24 protein-coding genes are annotated in these 22,777 nt (G+C 72.6%); 14 read left to right on the top strand and 10 right to left on the bottom strand.

The genetic code is table 11. The annotated features are described in order from the left end of the window. Positions 1–48: 48 nt before the first annotated feature. The 3 genes from IAG42_RS01490 (at position 49) to IAG42_RS01480 (ending at position 3,473) form a co-directional block, all read left to right on the top strand. Positions 49–1,563 carry an MFS transporter gene (locus IAG42_RS01490; RefSeq protein WP_188335169.1) on the top strand — a complete coding sequence of 505 codons (1,515 nt, stop codon included), beginning with the start codon at positions 49–51 and terminating at the stop codon, positions 1,561–1,563. Positions 1,564–1,590: 27 nt separating this feature from the next. Continuing rightward, complete coding sequence (locus tag IAG42_RS01485; RefSeq protein WP_188335168.1) at positions 1,591–2,316, top strand: alpha/beta fold hydrolase; 726 nt, start codon at positions 1,591–1,593, stop codon at positions 2,314–2,316. A 119-nt stretch (positions 2,317–2,435) separates the two neighbouring features. Next, positions 2,436–3,473 (top strand): hypothetical protein, encoded by a 1,038-nt coding sequence (locus IAG42_RS01480; protein WP_188335167.1) that lies wholly within the window; start codon positions 2,436–2,438, stop codon positions 3,471–3,473. An 88-nt stretch (positions 3,474–3,561) separates the two neighbouring features. Here IAG42_RS01480 and IAG42_RS01475 read toward each other — a convergent pair whose 3' ends face one another. Beyond that, positions 3,562–4,851, bottom strand: coding sequence for a phosphatase PAP2 family protein (locus IAG42_RS01475; protein ID WP_188341128.1), 1,290 nt, complete (start codon positions 4,849–4,851; stop codon positions 3,562–3,564). A 286-nt stretch (positions 4,852–5,137) separates the two neighbouring features. Next, positions 5,138–5,611 (bottom strand): MarR family winged helix-turn-helix transcriptional regulator, encoded by a 474-nt coding sequence (locus IAG42_RS01470; protein ID WP_188335166.1) that lies wholly within the window; start codon positions 5,609–5,611, stop codon positions 5,138–5,140. A gap of 57 nt (positions 5,612–5,668) precedes the next feature. Between IAG42_RS01470 and IAG42_RS01465 the strand changes: the two genes are divergently transcribed. Then, positions 5,669–6,547, top strand: a complete 879-nt coding sequence (locus IAG42_RS01465) for an alpha/beta fold hydrolase (protein ID WP_223205804.1) — start codon at positions 5,669–5,671, stop codon at positions 6,545–6,547. Between the two features lie 88 nt (positions 6,548–6,635). Here the strand turns inward: IAG42_RS01465 and IAG42_RS01460 are convergent, their stop codons facing one another. Further along, entirely contained in the window at positions 6,636–8,207 is a 1,572-nt protein-coding gene (locus tag IAG42_RS01460; RefSeq protein ID WP_188335164.1) for an alpha/beta hydrolase family protein, read from the bottom strand. Between the two features lie 94 nt (positions 8,208–8,301). On the opposite strand from IAG42_RS01460, the gene IAG42_RS01455 reads away from it, so the two are divergent. Together IAG42_RS01455 and IAG42_RS01450 are read left to right on the top strand one after the other, a co-directional pair. Continuing rightward, positions 8,302–9,312 (top strand): MerR family transcriptional regulator, encoded by a 1,011-nt coding sequence (locus IAG42_RS01455; protein WP_188335163.1) that lies wholly within the window; start codon positions 8,302–8,304, stop codon positions 9,310–9,312. Positions 9,313–9,387: 75 nt separating this feature from the next. After that, positions 9,388–10,515, top strand: coding sequence for an ABC transporter substrate-binding protein (locus tag IAG42_RS01450; RefSeq protein WP_188335162.1), 1,128 nt, complete (start codon positions 9,388–9,390; stop codon positions 10,513–10,515). On the opposite strand, the gene IAG42_RS01445 is transcribed toward IAG42_RS01450, so the two are convergent. Together IAG42_RS01445 and IAG42_RS01440 are read right to left on the bottom strand one after the other, a co-directional pair. Beyond that, complete coding sequence (locus tag IAG42_RS01445; RefSeq protein ID WP_188335161.1) at positions 10,503–11,000, bottom strand: GtrA domain-containing protein; 498 nt, start codon at positions 10,998–11,000, stop codon at positions 10,503–10,505. The genes IAG42_RS01450 and IAG42_RS01445 overlap by 13 nt on opposite strands. A 212-nt stretch (positions 11,001–11,212) precedes the next feature. Then, positions 11,213–11,737, bottom strand: a complete 525-nt coding sequence (locus IAG42_RS01440; protein ID WP_188335160.1) for a GNAT family N-acetyltransferase — start codon at positions 11,735–11,737, stop codon at positions 11,213–11,215. A 74-nt stretch (positions 11,738–11,811) separates the two neighbouring features. On the opposite strand from IAG42_RS01440, the gene IAG42_RS01435 reads away from it, so the two are divergent. After that, the gene (locus tag IAG42_RS01435; protein WP_188335159.1) at positions 11,812–12,330 is read left to right on the top strand and encodes a hypothetical protein; all 519 of its coding nucleotides are present in this window, start codon (positions 11,812–11,814) and stop codon (positions 12,328–12,330) included. Between the two features lie 7 nt (positions 12,331–12,337). On the opposite strand, the gene IAG42_RS01430 is transcribed toward IAG42_RS01435, so the two are convergent. Both IAG42_RS01430 and IAG42_RS01425 read right to left on the bottom strand, forming a co-directional pair. Then, complete coding sequence (locus IAG42_RS01430) at positions 12,338–14,635, bottom strand: MMPL family transporter (RefSeq protein WP_188335158.1); 2,298 nt, start codon at positions 14,633–14,635, stop codon at positions 12,338–12,340. 111 nt (positions 14,636–14,746) lie between these two features. Beyond that, on the bottom strand, positions 14,747–15,412 hold the full coding sequence (locus IAG42_RS01425) for a TetR/AcrR family transcriptional regulator (RefSeq protein ID WP_188335157.1): 666 nt from the start codon (positions 15,410–15,412) through the stop codon (positions 14,747–14,749). Between the two features lie 101 nt (positions 15,413–15,513). Between IAG42_RS01425 and IAG42_RS01420 the strand changes: the two genes are divergently transcribed. Together IAG42_RS01420 and IAG42_RS01415 are read left to right on the top strand one after the other, a co-directional pair. After that, positions 15,514–15,963 (top strand): DUF4345 domain-containing protein, encoded by a 450-nt coding sequence (locus tag IAG42_RS01420; RefSeq protein WP_188335156.1) that lies wholly within the window; start codon positions 15,514–15,516, stop codon positions 15,961–15,963. A gap of 44 nt (positions 15,964–16,007) precedes the next feature. Continuing rightward, a complete protein-coding gene (locus tag IAG42_RS01415; protein WP_188335155.1) occupies positions 16,008–16,769 on the top strand; it encodes a GNAT family N-acetyltransferase in 762 nt (253 codons plus the stop codon). Here IAG42_RS01415 and IAG42_RS01410 read toward each other — a convergent pair whose 3' ends face one another. Beyond that, complete coding sequence (locus IAG42_RS01410) at positions 16,770–17,375, bottom strand: TetR/AcrR family transcriptional regulator (protein ID WP_223205803.1); 606 nt, start codon at positions 17,373–17,375, stop codon at positions 16,770–16,772. Between the two features lie 46 nt (positions 17,376–17,421). Between IAG42_RS01410 and IAG42_RS01405 the strand changes: the two genes are divergently transcribed. Both IAG42_RS01405 and IAG42_RS01400 read left to right on the top strand, forming a co-directional pair. Beyond that, entirely contained in the window at positions 17,422–17,886 is a 465-nt protein-coding gene (locus IAG42_RS01405; RefSeq protein ID WP_188335154.1) for an SRPBCC family protein, read from the top strand. 100 nt (positions 17,887–17,986) lie between these two features. Further along, complete coding sequence (locus tag IAG42_RS01400; RefSeq protein WP_188335153.1) at positions 17,987–18,631, top strand: dihydrofolate reductase family protein; 645 nt, start codon at positions 17,987–17,989, stop codon at positions 18,629–18,631. An 89-nt stretch (positions 18,632–18,720) separates the two neighbouring features. Here IAG42_RS01400 and IAG42_RS01395 read toward each other — a convergent pair whose 3' ends face one another. Then, positions 18,721–19,080, bottom strand: coding sequence for an ArsR/SmtB family transcription factor (locus IAG42_RS01395; RefSeq protein ID WP_223205802.1), 360 nt, complete (start codon positions 19,078–19,080; stop codon positions 18,721–18,723). 103 nt (positions 19,081–19,183) lie between these two features. On the opposite strand from IAG42_RS01395, the gene IAG42_RS01390 reads away from it, so the two are divergent. Both IAG42_RS01390 and IAG42_RS01385 read left to right on the top strand, forming a co-directional pair. Continuing rightward, positions 19,184–20,161 (top strand): quinone oxidoreductase family protein, encoded by a 978-nt coding sequence (locus IAG42_RS01390; protein ID WP_188335151.1) that lies wholly within the window; start codon positions 19,184–19,186, stop codon positions 20,159–20,161. Positions 20,162–20,178: 17 nt separating this feature from the next. Beyond that, positions 20,179–20,484 carry a hypothetical protein gene (locus IAG42_RS01385; RefSeq protein WP_188335150.1) on the top strand — a complete coding sequence of 102 codons (306 nt, stop codon included), beginning with the start codon at positions 20,179–20,181 and terminating at the stop codon, positions 20,482–20,484. Here IAG42_RS01385 and IAG42_RS01380 read toward each other — a convergent pair. Then, complete coding sequence (locus IAG42_RS01380) at positions 20,472–21,971, bottom strand: alpha/beta hydrolase (protein WP_188335149.1); 1,500 nt, start codon at positions 21,969–21,971, stop codon at positions 20,472–20,474. The genes IAG42_RS01385 and IAG42_RS01380 overlap by 13 nt on opposite strands. Positions 21,972–22,119: 148 nt before the next feature. Between IAG42_RS01380 and IAG42_RS01375 the strand changes: the two genes are divergently transcribed. Further along, a complete protein-coding gene (locus IAG42_RS01375) occupies positions 22,120–22,548 on the top strand; it encodes an OsmC family protein (protein WP_188335148.1) in 429 nt (142 codons plus the stop codon). The last annotated feature ends 229 nt before the right edge of the window (positions 22,549–22,777 follow it).

The raw sequence follows: 22,777 nt of genomic DNA, 5'->3' as shown, positions 1-22,777 counted from the left end.
GGATCCCATTTTTGCCCCGAGGGTCGAATTTGGTATACAAAAAGTGGCATGCCTGTGCCGTCGTCCTCAGCCCCCGCCCCGATCGCCCCGACCCCGCACCCGCGCCGCTGGTGGGCGCTGAGCGTCCTCGGGCTGGCCCAGCTGATGATCCTGCTCGACAGCACGATCGTGAACGTGGCCCTGCCGTCCCTGCAGACCGAACTCGGCATGAGCGACGGCGACCGCCCCTGGGTGGTCACGTCCTACACCGTCGCCTTCGGCGGCCTCCTCCTGCTCGCCGGCCGGATCGCCGACCACGTGGGCCGCAAGCGGGTGTTCGCGATCGGTCTCGGCGGCTTCGCGCTCGCGTCCGCCGCGGCCGGCCTCGCGCCCACCGCCCAGACGCTGTTCGCGGCCCGCGCGGTGCAGGGCGCGTTCGCGGCGCTCCTCGCCGCCTCCGCGCTGGCGCTCGTCGCGACCACCTTCACCGACCCGCGCGAACGGCGCCGCGCCATCGCCCTCTTCGGCGCGCTCGGCGGCGCAGGCGCCTCCCTCGGCGTCGTCCTCGGCGGCTTCCTCACCCAGTGGTTCGGCTGGCGCTGGTGCCTCCTGGTCAACGTGCCCATCGCCCTCGCCGCCCTGCTCGGCACCTGCTGGACCCCGCCGGACCTCACCCGCCGCCTCACCGGCCGCATCGACATCGCCGGCGCCGTGCTCGGCTGCGGCGGCCTGACCGCTCTCGTCCACGGCTGCAGCCAGGCCGAGGCACATGGCTGGACCGGCCCGACCGTGCTCGGCTCCCTCATCGGCGGCACGGTCATGCTCGGCGTCTTCGCCTGGTGGCAGACCCGCGCGTCGACCCCGCTGCTGCCGCCGCGCCTGATGAAGGACCGCCGCCGCGTCGCCTCCCTGCTCGCGGGCGCCGCCCTCATGGCCGGTCAGCTGTCGGTCGCGCTCTACCTCACCTACTACCTGCAGACCGTCCTGGACTGGTCCGCCGTCGCCAGCGGCCTCGGTTTCCTGCCGATCAGCCTCGTGACCACGGGCACCGCCACCCAGCTCGGCACCCGTCTGCTGCCCCGCTTCGGGCCCCGCGTCATGATGACCGCCGGCCTGTTCATCTCCGCGTGCGGCCTCTTCCAGCTCACGCTCCTCACCCCGGACTCCACTTACGCCGGGAACGTGCTGCCCGCGCTCGTCACCTTCAGCGTCGGCAACGGCGGCAGCTTCCTCGCCATCATGACCGGCGTCACCTCCGACGTCCCCGAGCAGGACTCCGGCATCGCGTCCGCCGCCGTGAACTCGGCGCAGCAGGTGGGCGGTTCGATCGGCTCGGCGGTCTTCAACACCGTCGCCGCGAGCGTCGCCGCGGCGGCGGTGGGAGGCGCCCGGGCCTCGGTGCTGGAGGGCTTCACCCTGGCGATCTGGTGCCCTCTGGCCGCGCTGCTCCTCGCCGCCGTCGCCACGGCGGCCCTCGCGGGACCGCCCCGGCGCATCTCGAGCTCCGTCCCGGACGCGACGCCGAGGCGGGCTTCAGCGGTCGGTGAACAGGCCCGGCCCGCCCCGTCGATCACTGGCGAATGAACCGAAGGGCAAGGCAGGGTCGGGGCCATGAGCGACGAACTCCGTATCGTGCGGGCGGGATCTCTCCGGTCGGCCTGCCGGATCAGCGGGCCTGACACCGGGCCGCCCCTCCTCCTGCTGCACGCCCTGGGGGAGGACAGCCGCGACTGGGCCGGCGTCGCGCCGGCCCTCGCCCGCACGCACCGGGTCCACGCCCTCGATCTGCGCGGGCACGGCCGCACCGAGTGGCCCGGCACGTACAGCGTCGAAGCCATGCGCGACGACGTCCTCGGACACCTCGACGCCCTGGGGCTCGACCGGGTCGACGTCGTCGGACACTCGATGGGCGGCGTCGTGGCCGCCCTGCTCGCGATGCACCGGCCCGCTCGCGTCCGTCGGCTCGTCCTCGAAGACGTACCGCTGCTGCGGCCGCGCGAGCCGAAGCCCGCGACCCGGCCGGACGGTGAGCTCTCGTTCGACTGGGCCGTCGTGGCCGCCGTCCGGGCCCAGCTCGACCACCCCGACCCCGCCTGGGCGCAAGGGCTGCGGAACATCACCGCCCCGACGCTCGCCGTCGCCGGCGGCCCCGCGAGCCACGTACCGCAGGAGGACATCGCCGAACTCGTCCGGCGCGTCCCCGACGCACGCCTCGTCACGATCCCGGCCGGTCACCTCGTCCACCACGCACGCCCCCAGGAGTTCCTCGCCGCGGTCCTGCCCTTCCTGGGCGGCGACACGGATCGACGGGACGGACGCGACCTCGACCTCGACTGATGTCCGACGCCTGCGGCGGCGGGGTGCAATCGGTGTGACGCGCCGCCCCCTTGCGGCCGTTTTGTATGGAGATCATGGATTCTGTCCGTCGACACCGCAGTCGACCAGAAAGCCACTTCATGCGCTTCCGCAGATCCTCCCGCTGGGTGCCCGTGACCGCCGCCGCGTTCGTCGCCGTCGGCCTCACCGCCGCACCGGCCGCCGCAGACGGCGCCGAGTACGCCCGGTACACCCTGGACGCGGCGCCGCCGGCCTCCACCGGAACGGTGACCACCGCCGCGACCGGCGGACCGCAGGGGACGTTCACGACGAACAGCACCCGGCCGGGCGTCTCGGCCGGCGGCTCGGCCTTCCTCGGCGAACAGACCCCGTTCGGCCAGGTCTACGGATCCTCGCAGGGCATGCCCTATCTGAACCTCGCCACGGCGTCCGGCCGCACCCCGTCGACCACCAGCTTCACGTTCGACCAGGTCCCGACGCCCGGCGGCTGGGGCATCACGCTCGGCGACATCGACGCCGACGACGTGAAGATCAGCGCCACCGGCCCGGACGGGCAGGCGCTGACCGCGCGGCAGCTCGGCTTCCAGGAGTCGTTCAACTACTGCGACGCCAGCCCCCGCCCCTCCACCTGCACGGGCGGCACGTACACCGACGAGCCCACCTGGGACGCGGCGACGCAGACCCTGCACGGCAGCGGCACCGACACGTCCGGCGCCTCCGCCTGGCTGCGCCCCACCGCCGAGATCCGCACCCTCACCCTGACCTTCTCCGTGAAGACCGGCATCCCCGCCTATCAGGTGTGGTTCGCCGCGCAGACGGCGAACGTCAGCGGCAACGTCGCGACGGAGAGCGGCGACCCGCTCCCGGAGGGCACGGTCCTCGAACTGCGCCGGCCCGACGGCACGCCCGTCCTGGACGACAGCAACGAGCCCGTCAGCACCACGCCCGACGCGGACGGCGACTACACGTTCTCCGACGTGGCCGCCGGCGGCTACACCGTCCACGTCACCCCGCCGCCCGGCCACGACGTGAAGGGCTCGGACACCGAGAAGGCCGACGCCGCGCACGGCGACGCGACCGGTGTCGACTTCACGGTCGCGCCGGCCGAGGACGACTGCACCTGCGAGGAGCCCGGACAGCCCGGCTACGGGAGCTGACCGACCCGCGCCCAGGAACAGCACAGCGGCCGGTCGTTCGTGACGTCACGAACCACCGGCCGCTGCGCTGTTCCGGAGGGGGTGCGCGCTAGGCGAGTTCCGGCTGAGCGTCCGCGGGCCGGGGTGCCGGCTTGGACACCGGCACCGTTTCCGCCTGGTCCCAGAGCGCGGTCGTCCGCGCGTACAGGGCGATCACCGAACCGAGCAGCGCGAGCAGGAGCGGGCCGAAGGCCCACGGGTAGGCGGCCATCTCGGTCGGCAGCCAGCGGTACGCGATCAGCAGCGCGGTGAAGACGACGGTGCCGTAGGAGACGAGCCGCGTCGCCGAGACGTCCCACCCGTGCGCGAACGCCCGCATGGCCGCCTCGATCGTGAGGGCGAACACCACACCGGCGACGAGGTCGACACCGTAGTGGTAGCCGAAGCCGAGGGTCGCGGTGAGCGTGGCGACGAGCCAGAACGTGCCCGCCCAGCGCATGCCTCGCGAGCCCTTGCGGGTGTGGATGAACAGGCTGGTCGCCCACGCGGTGTGCAGGCTCGGCATACAGTTGCGCGGCGTGATCTCGTCGAACGGGATCGGGTGCGGGACGCCGATGGCCGGCAGCGCGTCGGGCCACACGTTGGCCGCCGCCCACTGGCCGCCCTCGGCGCCGTACGCGTAGATCGGGCCGACGACCGGGAAGATCATGTAGATCGCGGGACCCAGCAGGCCTATGGCGAGGAACGTGCGCACGAGGTGATGGGCCGGGAAGCGCCGCTCGGCCGCCACGTTGCGCAGCTGGTACAGGCCCACGAGGGCCGCGGCGAGCGGCAGTTGGCCGTAGACCAGGTGCAGGAAGTGGCCGCTGAACGGGTTCGTGGCCTCGACGACCTGGCCGACCAGCCACGACGGGTTGGCGAGCGCGTGGTCGGCGGTGGCCACGTAGGGGTCGAGGACGTCCGGGCGGGTCTTGGACGTGATGAGCAGCCAGGTGTCACCCGTCTTGTGACCGAGCACCAGCAGCATGCCGAGGCCGACGCCCTTGAGGAGCAGGAGCCGCTCCGCGCCGGTGCGGCGCACGACGGCCAATACGGCGAGCCCGAGGGTCACCCACAGGGCGCCGTTGCCGAACTGGAGACTGCCGCCCACCACGAGGCGCACCAGCAGGAACACCAGGTCGATGCCGATCGCGCAGGCCAGCGCCACGGCCCGCTGCCGCCAGGTGAGCACCACCATCGTCAGGGCCAGACCGGCATAGAGCAGGGGCCCCGAGCGCGGCACGAGGACGACCTCCCGAGCCTGGACGGTGAGCGGACCGAGCTGGCCGTACCGGCGCGCCACGATCTCCAGCGCGACGAAGAAGACGAGCGTCACCACGCCCGCCGCCGACCAGAACAGGGTGCGTGTCCGCCGCCGGGGGACGAGGGGCTCGTCGCGGCGCTGTGAAGGTATTCGTGGTGGTGTGGTGTTCACTTACCTGACTCATCGGTGGGTTCGGGGCGCTTGGTCATCTGTCGGCTCGGTATGGCATGAATTTCCGGTGAAGGGCATGCGATCGGCGTGATCGTCATGAGTTCGAACATGCTAACGGCAGGAAGATGCGCCTGACAGGGGCATCACAGGGAATCGTCCGTGACCGCGCCGGAGCCGTCGGTTCCGCCCGGGCGGCCCAGGGTGTGCGAGGTCAGTCGGCGTCCACGTGGTCGAGCGAGTGCAGCATCGCGCCGAGCACCCGCAGGCACGTGGCGACCTCCGCCTCCGTCAGATCGCCGCCGACCTGACGGAGCAGCGCGTGTTCGCGGTCCAGTACGGCGTCGATGCGATCCTCGCCCGCCGCCGTGAGCCGGATCAGCGACGAGCGCCGGTGCGCCGGGTTCGCGATGCTCTCGACGAGACCCGCGTCCGCCGCCTCGTTCACCATGCGCTGCACGAACTGCCGGCTGATCTCCTGGGCCCGGCCCATCTGCGGCACGGTCATCGGCCCGTTGCGCCGCAGCAGCGTGAGCACGGCGCGTACGCCGACGCTCAGGCCGTCGCGTGTCAGGCCGTGTTCGACGCTGCGCTGGGCGCGTCGGTACAGCGGGCCCACCAGGTCGTAGACCTCGGTGAGGCGGCGGCCGAGAGCGTCGGGAGGGAGCGGGGCTCCGGAAGCGGTCACCCGCACATCATGACACCTGGGTTGCCAAGTGGACTTCAAGATGACACCTTGGTTGTCATGAATGCCGCTTCAGATCGTGCCGCAGAACATGCTTCGGGTCGCCCCACGACCCCTGATTCGGAACGCGACTCGGGCCGTCTGCGCTTCTTCGGTTCGACGGACGGAGACCTCGCCTATCTCGACGCGGGAGCCGGGGACCTGGTGGTGCTGCTCCACGCCGGCTTCGTCGACCACCGCCTCTTCGACGCGCAGATCCCCGCCCTGGCAGCCCGTCACCGGGTGATCGCCCCGGACGTACGAGGCCACGGTTTCTCGGCCAACGCGACCGAGCCGTTCCGCTGGGCCGACGACCTCGCCGCGCTGCTGCGCCACCTCGACGCGGGCCCCGCCGTCCTCGTCGGACTCTCGATGGGCGGCGCGATCGCCACCGACACCGTCCTCGAACACCCGGACCTGGTCCGCGCCGTGGTCGCCTGCGGCGCGGCGACCAGCGAGTTCCAGTACACCGACCCCTGGTACCAGGAGATCCTCGCCGAGTACGCGCGCACCATGGCGGCCGGTGACATCGAGGGCTGGCTCGCCGCGTTCCTGCGCGTCGTCCCCGGCGCACACCGCAGGGTCGAGGACATGGACCCCGGCATCCTGCGCCGCCTGCGCGAGATGGCCCTGCACACCTTGTCGAAGCACAGCCCCGGCGAACCGAACCTGCACACGCCGATGACCGACACCTGGTCCCGCGTCCCGAAGATCGACGTCCCCGTCCTGGCCGTCAACGGCTCGCTCGAACCTGACGACCTCGTCGCCGCCGCCGACCGGCTCGTCGACACCGTCCCCGACGGCCGGTCCGTCGTCATCGAGGGCGCCGGCCACTACACCAACCTCGAACAGCCGGAACGGTTCAACGAGATCCTGCTCGACTTCCTCCGCACCCTCTGACAGGGACTCCGGTCGCGTCCTTTCGACGTTTCCGGCAGCGCGGAGGGGCCCGGCGGCCAAGGTCGCCGGGCCCCTCCGCGTGTGACCGTCAGGCGCCGCCCGGCGCCCCCAGCCGGTCGAGGACGTACGTGACCGCGCGCCGGACCGCGTCGCGCGCGGCGCCGGTGTGGTCGAGGCCCTCGAATCCGTGCCGCGCACCGGGGATCCCGATGACCTCGACCACCGATCCCTCCGCGGCGTCGGCGGACCGTAGGAACTGGTCGACCGTGTCCGCGAACGCCGGCTGCTCCAGCTCCGGGCGCAGGACGACGATCGGCAGCGCGCCCGCGCGGCCGATCACCTGGGCCGGACGGAACCGTCCGGCCGGCACGCCCCAGTTCGGCATCGGCGCCATGATCGGGTAGCAGGCGACCAGGCAGCGCAGCCAGGACGGCGGACCGTCGAGCCACTCGGCGGTCAGCGGTCCGCTGCCCGACAGGAACCACAGGGCGATCCGGTCGCCGTCCACACGCGGGTCCTCGCGCAGTGCCCGCACGGCGTCGGCCAGATCCGCGGCGGCCACCGGATAGTCGGTCACATCGTGCAGCCGGTGGTCGACGGTGGCGCCGACGACCCCGAGCGAGGCGGCGTGCCGGGCGTACCCGGTGAGGACCGGCCAGTCGCGCGGCGTCGGCTCGACGCCCTTCGGCACGGGCCCGCCGTGGACGAACAGGACGGCGGGCAGGGGAAGTTCATCGGCGCTCTCGCTTCCCTCGGGCAGGTACAGATCGAGGTTTCCGTGGCGTTCGCGCGGCAGCGGCGGTACGTCGAGGAGGAAGGTGCCCGGGCTCTCGGCCGCCTTCGCGGCCGCCTCCGACTCGGCCGGTGGCGCGTCGAGCCGCTCGCCCTCGCCGGCCGCCGCGGCGATCAGCGTCCGCGCGAGCAGATCGGGATGGGTGAGCATCGGCCAGTGGCCGGTGGGGAGTTCGAAGAAGGTGACGTCCGGTCGGGCCAGCGCGACGAGCATCGGATCGCCGAAGCGGATCCGCATGCGCACGGTCTCGATCGAGGCGCCGTTGTAGTGGCAGAGAATGCCGGTGGTGGGGATGCCGGCAGCCGCACCCGTCAGCTTCAGGGGCTCGGTCAGCGTGGCGACGGGGTGGGGCGAGGCCGCGGCGGTGAGCCGTTCGAGCGCGGCATCGGAAAGGTCCCGGACACTGCCCCAGTACTGCCACTGCTCCGGCGCGGGCACCGGCACCGCGTCCCCGGCTTCCCCGCCCTGCGCCGCCCCCTGCGCGAACAAGGACGCGCGCAGCGACTGGTCGGGCACCGCGGCCAGCGCCGGTGTGCCGTCGGCGGGAATCGGCGAGTCGATGTAGACGATCCGGGCGACGCGCTCGGCCCGGCGGTCGGCGGCTCCCTGCACCGCGAAGACGCCGTAGTCGTGCCCTACGAGGACGAGATCCCGCTCCGTGGGGACCCCGGCGGCGTCGACGGCGGCGACGACCCGCTCGATGTGGGCGTCCAGAGTGACGGCTCCGGCGCCCGCCGCGTCCTCGGCACCGGGCAGCCCGACGACGCGGACCTCGTCCCCGGGCCGGGCCTCGGTGAGCCGCCGGGCCGACTCCGCCCATGCCCCGGCATCCGTGAAGAAGCCCGGGACCACGATGAACACGCTCATGTCACACTCCCCGCTCGGTCTGCTGGTGGCCCGGAGAACCGGTGTGCGTCCCCGGCCGCCGGTAGGTTAGAAACTCCCCCTGAGGGAGGTTCAAGTGCGAGTGGACGACGACGGACGCTGGAGCATCGGAGAGCTCGCCGAGCGTGCGGGCACGACGGTGAAGACGGTGCGCTTCTACTGCGAGAGCGGCCTGCTGCCCGAACGGGAACGCAGCGGCGGCGGCCACCGCCGATTCGGCCCCGAGGCACTGGAACAGCTGCGCCTGATCCGCTCCCTGCGCGGCCTGGGCCTCGCGCTCCCGCAGATCCGCCCGATCCTGGACGCGCACGATCCCGGTCCCGATCGCGACGACCTGTACGAGTACGAGGAAGAGGGCGAAGGCGGCGAGGAGGCCGCTGCCGACACCGCGTTCGCCGACGCGGTCGCGCAGCAACTCGACACGCTGGGCGGGCAGTTGAAGGCGCTGCGCTGGCAGGAGGCCGCGCTCCGGCTCGTCCAGCAGAGCGCGCCTCGCGAACGCGCCGCGACGCTGCGCCTCGTCGGTTCGCTCGGCAGCCCGCCGACCACGGACGCGCTCGCCCGGTTCTGGCGCGGCTGGCTGCCCGTGCGGATGCCCGCGAAGGCGACCTCGGCGTTCCTCGAAGCGGCCGTGCCGCAGGTCCCCGACGCGCCGCGCCCCGGCCAGGTCCTCGCCTTCGCCCGCCTGCACGCGATGGTCTCCCGGCCCTGCTCGCCGGCCCGTCCCACTCAGCCCGCCGCCCACGCGGACGCGGGCCCGCGCGAGGTGGCGGGCCTGTACGCGGGGCTGGCCGAGGCTTACGCCCTGGCGGGCGTCCAGTTGCGCGCCGGCCGGGCCCCTCGGCCGGGCGAGGCGCTCGACGGCTTCGTCGACACCTACGCACGCGTGCGTAGGTGTCGCGACACCCTGGCCTTCCGCCGCGACCTGGCCCGGCTGCTGGCAGGGGACCCACGCCTCGACGGCTACTGGGAGCTGGTGACCGAGGTGATCACCCCGGCCGGCGCGCACCCGGAACCCACACCCGGCTCGGCCCACGACTGGCTGCAGGCGGCCCTCGACGACGACGTCGCGCAGCGGGCGGCCTGAGCAGCCCGGATCACTTGTGGAGACCGGGAGTTAATGACTTGCCCCGGAGCGTGACTCCTGGATCAAATGACCGGCATGGTCACCCCGACACACCCCGCCACACCCGCCGCGGACCCGGACACGTCACCGGTTCTGATCGGCGCACTCGTCCCCCTGACCCGCCCCGGCTGGTCCGAGGCGGGCCACCACCTGCTCGCGGGCCTGGAGTCGGCTGTACGGGACGTCAACGCGTCCGGCGGCATCGCGGGCCGGCCGCTGGCCCTCGAGGTCCGCGACACGGCGGCCGACCCGGAGAAGGCAGCGGCAGCGGTCACCGAACTCGCCGCCGCGGGCGTCGCCGCCGTCGTGGGGGAGTACCACAGCGTCGTCGCCCGGACCGCCGCCACGACCGCCGCCGCGCTCGGCGTGCCCTACCTCTGCTCGTCCGCGGTCCTCGACGCCCTCGTCACCGACGGCCCGACGGACCACGTCGCGCGCATCGCCCCGCCGCAGTCCCGGGGTTGGCGCCTCTACGCCGACCACCTCCTGGCCGGTGGCCACACCCACATCGCCGTCGCGGCGCAGCCGAGCGTCTACTGGGCGTCCGGCACCGAGATCCTCCGCGACCACCTGGCGCCGCACGGCGGCACCGTGACCACGCTCGACGCGGCCGCCCTCGCTCCCGAGGCCTTGTGCGACGCGCTCGCGGCGACCGGCGCCACAGCCCTGCTCCTCCTGGTGGGCCACCCGGAACCGGCCGTGCCCCTGGTCGAGGCGGTACGCGCCGACCCGCGTCTGCCCGGCCTGCTGATCGGAGCTCCGGCCGGACAGCCCGAGTTCGCCGAATGGGGTCGGCTGCTCGGCGCCGACGGCGCGGGGGTTCCGTTCCTGCGCTACCTGCCCGAGACGCTCACACCTCTCGGCGCGCGGGTCGAGCAGGAGCTGCGCACCCACCTGGCCTCGGCACCCTCCTTCGTCGCCTTCGAGGGTTACGACACGATCGTGGCGCTCACCGACGTGTTCCGCGGTCACGGCGTCGACCGTGACCTGATCGCCAAGTCCTGGCCGCTCGTCGACGCGGAGGGCACCCGGGGCCGTATCCGCTTCACGCGCCCGCAGGGCACCCACGTGTGGCAGTGGACCTGGCCGCCGGTCCAGATCGTCGACCGGGATCCGGCGGCCCCGGACCGCTTCCGGGTGCTGCGCGCCGATCAGGCCGCCTGACACAGGGCGGTCGGCGCGGCGGGCGCGGCGGCGGGGACGACGGGGCTCGTCACCGTCCGCGCCCGGTCACGGGCGAAGACCACCAGGCGCAGGACGGCGAACCGGGCGATCCCGGCGAGGGCGGAGGCGGTGAGATAGACGGCCTGCTCGGTCAAGGCGCTTGCGCCCGGGGCGAGTTGACGCAGGACGAACATGGCCAGGCAGGTCATCGCGTACGCGGCGCCCGCGGACCCGGCGGCCTGTGCGTGCTGCCGCCAGGTGGCGTGCCCGCCCGCACCGAAGGTGAACCGGGCGTGCAGCTCGGTGGCGAGCAGCGTCGACACGACGGTGATCAGCGCGTTGGCCAGGGCCCAGGGGATCCAGGAGGACAGCGCGGCCACCGCGAAGCTGGAGGCGACGCCGATGCCTCCCCCGCAGAGCGTGAAGCGGACGAAGGCGGCGACGGCGCCGGGTGCCGACGGTGACTGGTTCTGCAGCGGTTCCATGCCCCACCCCTTTGCTTCCGCTCCCGTGTTCTCGACATGGGAAACGCTACGTTGCGTTCGAAGAGGTGGCAACTTATTTATTGCGCCCTTACTGGATAACTCCAGCTAGAACCAGCAAAGTTGTTGCAATGGGTCTAGATCTAATGCAACAGATTGAGCTCTGTCGTTGCAATGAATGTGAGTGAACGCGTGTCTGGCGTGCCGTCCCGCCGTCAGACGGCGGGGTGAGTGTGCTCCCAGGGGTGGAGGCTGTAGGTGCGGCCCTTGTCGGTGACGGTCTCGGGGGCCGAGGCGGAGGGGCGGTAGCCGGCGGCGCGGGCGACGGCGATGCTCGCGCCGTTGTCCGGTTCGATCTCCAGGATCACCGTGGGCAGGGCGGCCGTCGTGTGCGCGTACTCCGTCATGAGCCGCAGTGCGCGGACGGCGAGCCCCTGCCCGCGATGCGCGGCGCCGACGACGTAACCGATGCTGCGGGTCGTGCGGTTGAGCAGGACCTCGCCGCACGCGGTGACACCGTCGGTGGTGATCGCCAGATGGACCCGCTCGCCCGCCCGCCGGGCGCGCTCCGCGCTGTCCAGATAGCGCAGGGCCGCGCCCGGGTCGAACGGTGACTCCAGCGGAGTGCGGTGGGCGACGTCGGGATCGTCGAACAGGGCCTGTACGGCGTCGAGGTCGTCGTCCGTCCACGGGCGAAGAATCAGGCCGAGCCCGGTGAGTCGAAGAGGATGCGTGTTCACCACGCCATCATGTCGGGCGGGGCGGCCCGGCTACGATCACGCACGGGTCGGGGAGAGCGCGGGGAGGCCGATTCATGATCACCGGAGTGGGGCCGGGGCGCCGTAGAGCGCTCGTACTGGGCGCGGCGGCGCTCCTCTCGGCGTGCGCTCCGGCGCCGACACGGCCATCCGGCAAGGAGGACGACGGTCACGCCGAAGTCCGCACCGACCCGGAGCCGCTGGAGCGCCGCTTCACCGAGCTCGGCCCGCTCTCCGACCCGCACTGGCTCGGCCTCGTGCTGGGCGTCGCCGGTTCGCGGGCCCCGGGCCCGACCGACGTACGCGTCGTGGGCTTCGCCCGGTTGGCGGCGGGCAAGGCCAAGTCCCTCGTGCGCGCACAGGACTTGGGCCCCTTCCGTCCGGAGCGGCCGGATCAGGTTCCGGAAGAGCTGCTGCCGTACCTGCCGAAGGGCGCCCGTTGGGTGCGCAGCGAGTCTTTCGACCGCCGGATGACACAGGGCACGTACACGGGTGCGTTCTACGTGGACGAGGGCTCGGGCCGGGTCTACTTCGACACGACCGATCCGAGCGTCGCCGACGACCCGAAGACGTGAACCGGCCTCAGGGCTGACGCGGCCCCGCACCGACGGCGGCGCTCGACGCCTCCGCGTCCTCGCCCTCCGTGTCGATGTGCGGCAACACCCGGTCGAGCCAGTGCGGAGTCCACCACGCGTGCGAGCCGAGCAGGGTCATCACGGCCGGCACGAGCAGCAGGCGCACGACGGTCGCGTCGATCAACACGCTCACCGCGAGACCGAGTCCGAGCATCTTGACCACGATGTTGTCGCTGACGATGAAAGCGGCGAAGACGCTCACCATGATCAGCGCGGCACAGGTGATCACCCGCGCGGTGATCTCCAGTGCGTGGGCCACACTCGCCCGGGCGTCCCCGGACCGCGTCCAGAACTCGTGGACCCGGGACAGCAGGAAGATCTCGTAGTCCATGCTCAGCCCGAAGATGATCGCGAACATCATCATCGGCACATAGCTCTCGATCGGCACCTTCCCCGAGACGCCGAGCGCGGGACCGCCCCAGCCCCACTGGAACACGGCCACCACCACGCCGTACGAGGCGGCGATCGACAGCACGTTGAGCACGGCGGCCTTGAGCGCGACGAGCAGGCCGCGGAAGACGATCAGGATGATCAGGAAGGCGAGCGCGACGACCACGGCGATGATGAGCGGCAGCCGGTGCGCCACGATGTCGCGGAAGTCGACCTGCGCGGCCGTGGTGCCCGTGACGTAGCCGTGCGCCGACGTGCCGGAGACCGCCTGCGGGAGCGTGTCGTCGACGAGGCGGTTGGTGAGATCGGTCGTGGCCATGCTCTGCGGCGAGGTCTTGGAGTAGACGGTGCCGACCAGCACGTCCCCGTCCTTCGTCGGGGTCAGCGGCGTCACGGCCGCCGCGCCCGCCACGTCGTTCAGCGTCTTCTGTGCCTGCGAGGCGAGCGTCGACCGCTGCCCCGAGGACACGCTCGACTGGTCGACGACGACGGTGAGCGGACCGTTGGATCCGGGACCGAAGGCGTCGGCCATGATGTCGTACGCCCGCCGGTCCGTGAACGACTTCGGGTCGGCGCCGTCCCCGATGTGGCCCAGCTGGATCGACAGCAGCGGGATCGCGAGCACCAGGACCGTGACCACCCCACCTGCCAGGAACCACCAGGGCCGCCGCTCCACCCGCTGCGCGTACCGGTGCCATGTGCCGTGCGCGGCCTTCGCCGGATCGGGGTCGGCCTCCGCCACGGGGCGGCCCAGCCGCAGCCGGTCGATGCGTCTGCCGATGAGGCCGAGCAGCGCGGGGACGAGGGTGAGCGCGCCGGCGACGGCCGACACGACCGTCACTGCGGCTGCCAGGCCCAGCTTGCTGATGAACGACACCCCGGACACGGAGAGTCCGGCCAGCGCGATGATCACGGTGCAGCCCGAGACGAGCACCGCCCGGCCGCTCGTCGCCGTCGCGCGTCCCGCGGCCCGCACGGGATCAGCGCCGTTGATCAGGTTCTGCCGGTGGCGCGTGATGATGAACAGCGCGTAGTCGATGCCGACGCCCAGGCCGATCATCGTCGCCAGGGTCGGCGACACCGTCGCGAAGGTGAACGCGGCCGCCAGCAGGCCCAGACAGGCCAGCCCGCCGAGCACCGCGAGCAGCGCCGTGACCAGCGGGAGCGCGGCGGCGATGACGCTGCCGAACCCGATGACCAGGACCACGATCGCCACCGCGAAACCGATCGCCTCGCTCACCCGGTCGTCCGCGGGCGGCCGCGCCAGCTCTCCGAGCGGGCCGCCGTACTCCACGTCCACGCCGGCCGCGCGCAGCGGCTGTACGGCGCTGTCCACGCCGTCGAGGTAGTCGTCGCCCAGTGTGGAGGGCTGCACGTCGAAGCGGACGGTGATGTAACCGGTCCTGCCGTCGTCGGACAGCGGGCCCACGTTCGCCGGGGAGGTCCCCTGCCCCGAACTCGACGACGGCTGCGTGCCGCCCGCCGCCAGTGGATTCTGCGCCGACAGCACGTGCGGCAGCTTCTGCAGGTCACCGACCGTCTGCCCCATCTGGCCGCTCACCGACGACAGTGGATCCTTCCCGTCCTGAAGCACGATCTGGCTGCTGTACCCGCCGGCCGCCGGATCGTGTTCCTCGAGGACGTCGAGCCCTTTCGTGGACTGCACGCCGGGGAGTGAGAAGTCGTCCGAGTACTCGCCTCCGAACGACCGGTTGAGCACCTGCAGCGCCGCCAGGACGACCAGCCAGGCGATGACGACGATCACGAAGTGCCGGGCGCACCATTCGCCGAGCCTCCGCAGAGCCCCGCCCCGGCTCGCATCCCCCTGCGACGCCTTGCTCGGGATCCGGGACATGCGCTGCTCCTGGGAGGATCGGCCCCCCGTCGCCCCTTCCACCATTAAACGCCCGAGGTGATCGCCTCGTCCTGGCGAGCGCGAGACGCCGAACGGCCCGACCGCGCGGGCCTACGGAGTGGGGTGCGCCGGGTCCGCGTCACCGTCCGCGTCACCCCGCACAGGGCCGTGGCGCGGCCGGTCGGGCGCCGGGTCCTGCGCCAGCAGCGGGCGCAGCGCGCCGATCGCCGCGCCGATGCAGACATCGCGCAACTGCGTCCGCGTGCACGTCTCGTGCGTGAGCCAGTCGACGCAGAGGACCCGCACGAACACGAGCCAGCTCTTGAGCACACCGGACACGGCCTCGCGGGCGTGCTCGTCCGTCAGCGGGAGCACGGCCAGCAGACGGGCGCGGAGGGCGTCGAGCTCGTTCGTCATGATCGTCTGGATCACGGGGTCGCCCGCCAGGACCCGGTTCGCGGCGAGCACGGCGTTGCGGTTGGCGATGAAGTAGTCGAGATGGACGTCCATCCCCTGCGTCAGCTGCTCCACCAGCGACTCGGCCGGATCGAAGCGCGTACCGGCGAGCAGCTGGTCCGCCGCCTCCTGGTACACCGCCGCGAACAGCGCGTGCTTGCTGGGGAAGTGCCGGTACAGCAGCGCCCGCGAGACACCGGCCGACTCGGCGACCTGTTCCATCAGTACGTCGGCGTACGGGTGCGCGGCGAAGAGCCGGGCGCCGACGGCCAGGAGCTGGGCGTGGCGGTCGGCGGGGGAGAGGCGCTGGCGGGGAGGCACGGACAGCAGCTTAGTTGACATACGTCTACCAGCGCGCCAGGCTGAAGGTGCCTAAGTAGACACATGTCAACTAAGCTCCGCCGCGGCGGCTTGGAGGGATCATGACCAGGGCCAGAACTCTGCGTGCGCTCACCTCACTGACGGGCTGGTCCTGCGTGGGGATCGGCCTGCTCCACGTGGCACTCGGCAACGCGGCGATCCCCGGGGCCGGTTCCGCCGGCGCGACTGTGGACAGCTGGGGCCGCTTCATGGGTGCGAGCTTCGTGGGGTACGGGCTGGCCTGGCTCTGGGCCGCACGTCAGCGCCCGATCCCCGCGACTCCGGTCCGTTGGCTCGCGGCCGTGTTCCTCCTGGGTGGAGGGGCCCGCCTCCTCTCCCTCGCCGTGGAGGGCCGTCCGCATTCGTTCCAGCTCGCCCTCACGGCGATCGAACTGGCCCTTCCTCCCGTCCTGTTGTGGCTGGCGGGGGCGGAGGAGTCGGCCGTGCGGGAGTCGGAGCCTGAAGCGGTTCCCGCGTCCTCCGTCGGCCTCGGAGAACGGGCCGCCGGCTGAGAATTCCCGGGCGGCGAGCGGCGCCGGTCCGGCAGGATCGGATCATGCCCCAGGAAGAACTGCCGCCTCAGTCACCGTCCTTGCCGCTGCTGCGCAGAGCGCGGGCGCTCTGGGAGGGGCTCGCCGGGGCGCCGGTGACGTTCGCGGCGCAGGACGCTGCGGACGTGGCGGTCTCCCCGAAGTCGTCGCTGTGCCCAGCCGGTTGGGTGGGTGTGGTGGCGCTGGGCGGATCGCTGATCGCGACGGCGCCCGGCGAGCGCGCGGCCGCGACGGTCCGCCGGGCACTGGCAGGGCTTCCGCCCGAGCGGGCCGTGGACGCCGGGGACGTGCGGGAAGCGCTGCCGGTGACACGCGTGCTCGGCCCGGCGACGCTGGCCTACGTCACGGAGGAAGCCTTCCGGCCCGCCACGACGGTCGGGGCGGGCGCGACCGTGCTTGAACTGGACGCCGGACACCCTGAGTTGAACCGTCTGACGGAACTGTGCGGTACTGAGGACGCGGGCGAGGCGGCACTGGACGAGATCACCTCGCCGGTCTTCGTGGTCCGTGAGGGCGGCGAGCCGGTGGCCGCCGCGGGCTATCGCGCGTGGCCCGGCCGGACGGCCCACCTCGGCGTGCTGACGGCACCGGCAGCGCGCGGCCGCGGTCTGGCACGTGCGACCGCCTCGGCGGCGGTCGCACACGCCCTCGCCGCCGGACTGCTCCCGCAGTGGCGGGCCCGGCCGCTCGCCTCCCGACGCGTCGCCGCCGCGCTGGGCTTCCAGGAACTCGGCTGGCAGTTGAGCGTCGAGCTCGCCGAGCCGTGATCACGCCGAGCGGCCGTAGTACATCTCCAGGAACTCCTCCATCGCGGCGTCGGCGCCCTCACGGTCACCCGTGGCGAGCAGGTCGAGGAGGAGGCCGCGGACCGTGGCCAGACCCAGCCGGGCCCGGCTGCGGGCCTTCGACGGGTTCGTGCCCGCGGCGATCTCGGCGGCCGTCAGGGGATCCAGCCAGTCCGTGACGAGGCCGTCCAGGATCGACGCGGCTTCGGGCCGTCCGCGCAGCGCGTACCCGTACAGCTCGAAGAAGAGGCGCTCCTGCGCGGCGAGTGCGGGATCCGTCAGCTGCCGCCACAGGTGCCGGGCGGCGTCCGCTGGGGAGAGGGCCGGGTTCGCGCGCAGGCGGGACAGCAGCTCGCGCTGGCGCCGCTCCGCCGCCCGCACGATCTCGACGAGCAGCTGCTCCTTCGTGCCGAAGTAGTGGATCAGCATGCGATGACTGACCCCGATCGCATCGCCCAGTCCGCGCAGGCTCAGGTCCGTGATGCCGTGTTCCGTGACATGGGCGAGCGCGGCGTCCACCAGCTCGGCGCGCCGGCCCCCGTCCGCGCCCCGGCGCCCCGATTCCCGTACGGCATTCGTTTGTGTCACCACACGACTGTACCGTTTGGTACATCATGCGTGTACCGTTTGGTACATGAGGGCTGTCACCGTGTCGATCGATGTTCCCCACGCGCCGGGCCGGGTCTACGACTTCCTCGACGTCATGGCGCACCACGAGCGCTTCACCGACCACTACCTGACCGACTGGCGCTGCAGCGGCCCCGAGCGGGGCACAGGTGCGCGCGCCACGGTCACCGCCGCCCTGGCCGGCGCGAAGGCCGAGGTCGCCATCGAGGTCGTCGAGGCCGATCCGCCGCGGCGCATCGTCGAGCGGAACGTCAGCGCGGGCGGCCGACGCGTGGCCCACGGCACCTACACGGTCGAACCGCTGAGCGCGGGCCGCAGCCGCGTCACGTTCACCTACGCGTGGGTGCGCGCCCCGCTCGCCGACCGGCTGCTGGCGCCTGTCGTGCGGGCCACGATGCGGCGTGCCAACGGGACGGCGATGCGGCGGCTGGCTGCGGAGCTGGACCGCCACGCGTCCGTCGCCGGCGCCTGAGACCCGTCCGGCGGCGTGTCGTGCGGCCGCGATGATTTCGGCGGACGGGTCCGGTCTATCCCTGTACGGAGACGAACCGCCGAATCCACGGGAGTACGTCATGGGCCTGATCCACCTCGAACTGTTCGCGACCCTCGACCTCGTCGCGCAGGCACCCGGCGGTCCCGACGAGGATCCGGCGGGGTTCCCGTTCGGCGGCTGGCAGGCACCGCTGTTCGACGAGGTCGCCGGGGCACAGGTCGACGCCGCGTACGCGGGCACCGACGCACTGCTGCTCGGCCGGCGCACGTACGACATCTTCGCCTCGTACTGGCCCCACCAGAAGGGCGGCGAGGACGGTGACATCGCCGACCTGTTCAACAGCGTCCCGAAGTACGTCGCCTCGCGCGGGCGGCCCGACCTGTCCTGGGCCGGCTCCACCCAACTCGGCCCCGATCTGCCGCGGGCGGTGCGCGAGATCCGCGACCGGCACGAGAACATCAAGGTCGTCGGAAGCCTCGACCTCGTGCAGACGCTGCTGCACGAGAAGCTCTTCGACCGGATCGACCTCTGGCTGCACCCCATCGTGCTCGGCGTCGGGAAGAAGGTCTTCGACGGCGGCGAGGTGCCCACCAACGTCACGCTGCTCGGGCCCCCGGAAGCGACCCCGAAGGGCGCCGTGCACCTGCGCTACGCCCTCGCCGACGGCACGCCCGCCACGGGAGACATGTCCGCGCCCGACCGCGGGGCCGTGGGTGACGCCTGACGTGTGGGGTCGTGGGTGACGCGTGACGCGCGGCGCCGTGAGTGATGCCTGGAGCCCCCTGTTCCCCGTCGCGGTCCCCCGTCGCGCGTCTACGCCTCGTCGCCGCGCAGCGTCAGAGCGAGCAGGCCGGGGAAGCGGGCGTCGAACTCGTCGCGGCGCAGCCGGTTGAACCGCCTGGGCCCCTGGTCGCGCTGCTCGACGAGCCCGGCGTCACGCAGCACGGAGAAGTGATGGCTCTTGGCCGCCCGGCCGACCGGTACGTCGAAGTCGCTGCAGCTCAGCACCCAGTCGGGATGCCCGGCCAGTTCGCGGACCAACTGGATGCGCACCGGGTCCGCGAGCGCGGACAGCGCGGCGACGAGCGGTACGTCGTCGGGATGCGTGTGCACCGGCGCCGCACGGTGGCTCACCTGGCTCGCCTGGCTCGATCCCTCGGTCCGCTGGGCCATCCCGCGATCCTCCTCCGAAAAGCAGTGTTCGATGCTCATCGTACACTGCTACTGTTCCGAGTGTTCGCAACCCATCGAACACTCACGGAGGGCGTAAGCACCCATGCGCGCAATCGAGTTCGACCAGTACGGCGGCCCAGAGGTACTCCGGGCCGTGACGGCCGAGGCGCCCGAACCGGGCCCCGGCGAGATCACCATCGACGCCGCCTGGGCGGGGGTGAACTTCGCCGACGTCAAGGCCCGGTCCGAGGGCTACCGCGTACCGTCCCTGCCCTTCCGGCCCGGACTCGAGGTCTCCGGACGCGTCCGGGCGATCGGCGAGGGCGTCGAAGGCCTGCGCCCCGGGCAGGAAGTGGCCGCGCTCGTCGACGGCGGCGGCTACGCCGAGGTCGTCCTCGCGCAGGCGGCACGCGTCTTCCCGCTGCCCGGAGGCCTCGACCTGCGCACCGCCGCCACCCTCCCGACCGTCCTGCCCACCGCGCACGCCCTGATCCACGAGGTCGGCCGCCTTCAGCCCGGCGAGACCGTCCTCGTGCACGGCGCGGCCGGCGGCATCGGCACGGCCGTCGGGCAGCTCGCCCGCGCGGCGGGCGCCGGCGCGGTGTACGGCGTCGCCTCCAGCGATGACAAGGCCGACTACGCCCTCAAGTACGGCTACGACGAGGTGTTCCGCCCCGGCACCTTCGAGGCGGACGTGCGCCGGGCCACCGGGGGCCGGGGCGTCGACCTGATCCTCGACCCGGTGGGCGGCGACACTCTGCGCCGGGGTCTGGACGCCCTCGCCGTCTACGGCCGCCTCGTGTCCTACGGCAACGCCGGCGGCGCCGCCCCCTGGCAGGCCGGCCAGGCCGAACTCGCCTCGCAGGGCCGCTCCGTCAGCGCCTTCTCCGTACTCAATCTGGCGCAGTCGGACCCCGAAGCCCTGCGCGCCCTCACCGAACGCGCCCTGCGTGCCGCCCTCGACGGCACGGTCACCCTCCCCGTCACCGCCGAGCATCCGCTGTCGGAGGCGTCCCGCGCCCACGAACTCCTCGGCGGACGCACCTCCACCGGCAAACTGCTCCTGCGCATCGCCGACTGATCTGGAGCCGAACACCGATGGACCTGTCCTCCCGCGAGATCCGCCTGCCGCTCGGAGAAGTCGTCGCGATGCTGCGGGACCTGAACGAGTTCGTCGTCTCCCTGGACCGGCTCGGCTCCCGGCAGGCGGCGGGCACGGCCGACGACGCCACGGTCGGCGCCTTCGTCGCCGACTGGGACGTCGCCCGCCGCCTGGCCCGTGCCCGCCGGACCATCGACGTCGCACTGGACGAGCAGCTGACCGAGGCTGAGAACGCCGCGATCGACGAACTGTGCGAGCGCGGCCGCTTCTACGGCGACGAGCCGCGCGGTCAGCGGCAGTAGGTGTCGGTGGCGGGTCGGACGCCCGTGGCGAGGAAGCGGGAGACCGTCGCGTCGCCGCACGCGTTGCCGTTGTCGAGGTACGCGTCGTGGCCGGTGGAGTCGACCGTCACCATGACCGCCCGTCGGCCGAGCGCCTCGCGCAGCTTCCTGGCGCCGCTCAGCGGAGTCGCGACATCGCGCTCGTTCTGGACGAGCAGGACGTTGGACGGGCCCCGGTCGGTGACGGTCACCGGCGGCTCCTGCGCCTTGTACGGCCAGGCCGCGCAGACCATCGCGTTGCGGGGCATGCCGGCGGTGAGGGGGAACTCGGCCCGGCTCTGGGTGACGCCCTCCTGGTAGAGGGCCGTCGAGGTCGGCCAGGCGATGTCGTTGCAGAGGGTGCCGGCGCCCACGGCGGCGACGTTCTGCAGGACGGCCTCCGGCGGTGCGGGCGGCGCGGGCGGCAGGGTGCCCTGTTCGGCGGCGAGCATCAGATCGGCCAGTACGGGGAAGTCGTCGGGGTCATAGAGGCTGTCGAGCATGGTCTGGCGCAGGACGTTGCCGTTGAGCTCGGGCGGATTGGCGCCGGGCCAGGGGAGCAGCTCCTTGTCGAGCCGGGCGGCCAGGCGCAGGAAGCGGGCACGCACCTCCTCGGGCGTGTCGGCGACGCGGTGCGGATTGCCGGGCGTCGCGGCCCAGCGGGCGAACACGGGGAAGGTGTCCTCCACACCCCGCTCGTGACCGGCGAGCCAGGCCCGCGACACCTTGGCCGGGTCGGGGTCGTCGTTGCTGTCGAGCACGAAGCGGTCGGTGCGCTGCGGGAAGAGCTGGGCGTAGACCGCGCCGACGTACGTTCCGTAGGACACGCCCCACGCCGAGATGCGCCGCTCGCCGAGCGCCGCGCGGAGACGGTCGAGGTCGCGGGCCTCGTTGCGGGTGCTGATGTGCTTGATGAGCTCGCCGCCGTTGGCCGCGCAGGCGTCCGCCATCCGCCGGGCGGTGTCCATGTTGCCGTCGACCGAACCGTCGGCGGCGGGCCACGGGCGCAGCTTGGACAGGGCCAGGTCGCCGTGCTCCAGTCCGCAGTCGACCGAGGTCGAGGGGGCGAGACCGCGCGGCGCGAAGCCGATGAGGTCGTAGGCGTCCCGCACGGACTGCGGAAGCTTCTGGCCCTTGCCGGACGGATCGTTGAGGCTCGACCCGCCCGGACCGCCGGGGACGAGGAACAGCGCGCCGCGCCGGGCGCCGGCGTTCTCGCTGCGGATGCGTGAGACGGCGATGCCGATCTGCTCGCCGTCCGGGTCGGCGTAGTTCATGGGGACGCGCAGGGTGGCGCACTCCTGACGCGGGTCGACGGTGGTGCCCGCGCACTTCTTCCAGTCCAGGGCCTGGGCCCCCGGGGCGGAAGGGGAGGCGGACGCCGCGGTGGTGAGCGGCGGGAGGGCCGCGAGAGCGAGGGCGGTGGCGGTGGCGGCCAGGAGGGCGGGGTTTCTCTTCATCGGAGTCATGCGAGGAGCCTCGCGCACGCAGGACTGCGCACCCATCCGGCCAACTGCCGTACCGGTGCGGGGGATTACCCCCGGCCGGGCCTTCAGGGCTGTTCAGCGGCCGTGCGCCTCACGCGGCGCGCCCCGGGCGGCGGCTACCGTCGGGGTCATGACTGCTGACTCCCTGCGCTCCGTGACCGTCGAGCGCACCGCCCCGAACCGGTTCACCGCGACGAACGCCCGCGGCGGAACGGTGAGCTTCGAGACCGGGGACGGCGCCGCCTTCACGCCCGTCGAGCTGTTCCTCGCCGCGATCGGCGGCTGCACCGCCGCCGACGTCGACGTCGCCACCACCCGGCACGCCGAGCCCGGCACCTTCTCCGTCACCGTGGCCGGGAACAAGGTCGCCGACGAGGACGGCAACCGCATGACCGACCTGAAGGTCACCTTCACCGTCGCGTTCCCCGAGGGGGAGGGCGCCGACCGGGCGCGGGCGATCCTGCCCCGCGCCGTGAAGACCTCGCACGACCGGCTGTGCACGGTCAGCCGCACCGTGGAGGCGGGCACACCGGTCGCCATCGAGGTGACCGGCGCCTGACCCTGCTGACCTGCGACATCAAGGCCCCGACGGCAGTCGGGGCCTTTTGTGTGCCTCCCCGGGACCACTCGTTCTCTGTGACCCACCTCACATTACCGGCGGTATCTGAAACAGGGTGTCGCAGGTAAATTGCGGGTACCGCACAGGTGGAACCTCGTGTCTGAGTAACCGTCAGCGCCCCGAGCGGCGTGACCCCCCTCCGTCCCTGACTCCCAGGGGCTCACGAACG

The sequence above is a fragment of the Streptomyces xanthii genome (genome assembly GCF_014621695.1).
Classification (GTDB): domain Bacteria; phylum Actinomycetota; class Actinomycetes; order Streptomycetales; family Streptomycetaceae; genus Streptomyces; species Streptomyces xanthii.
This window is presented reverse-complemented; position numbering and strand designations above follow the sequence as displayed.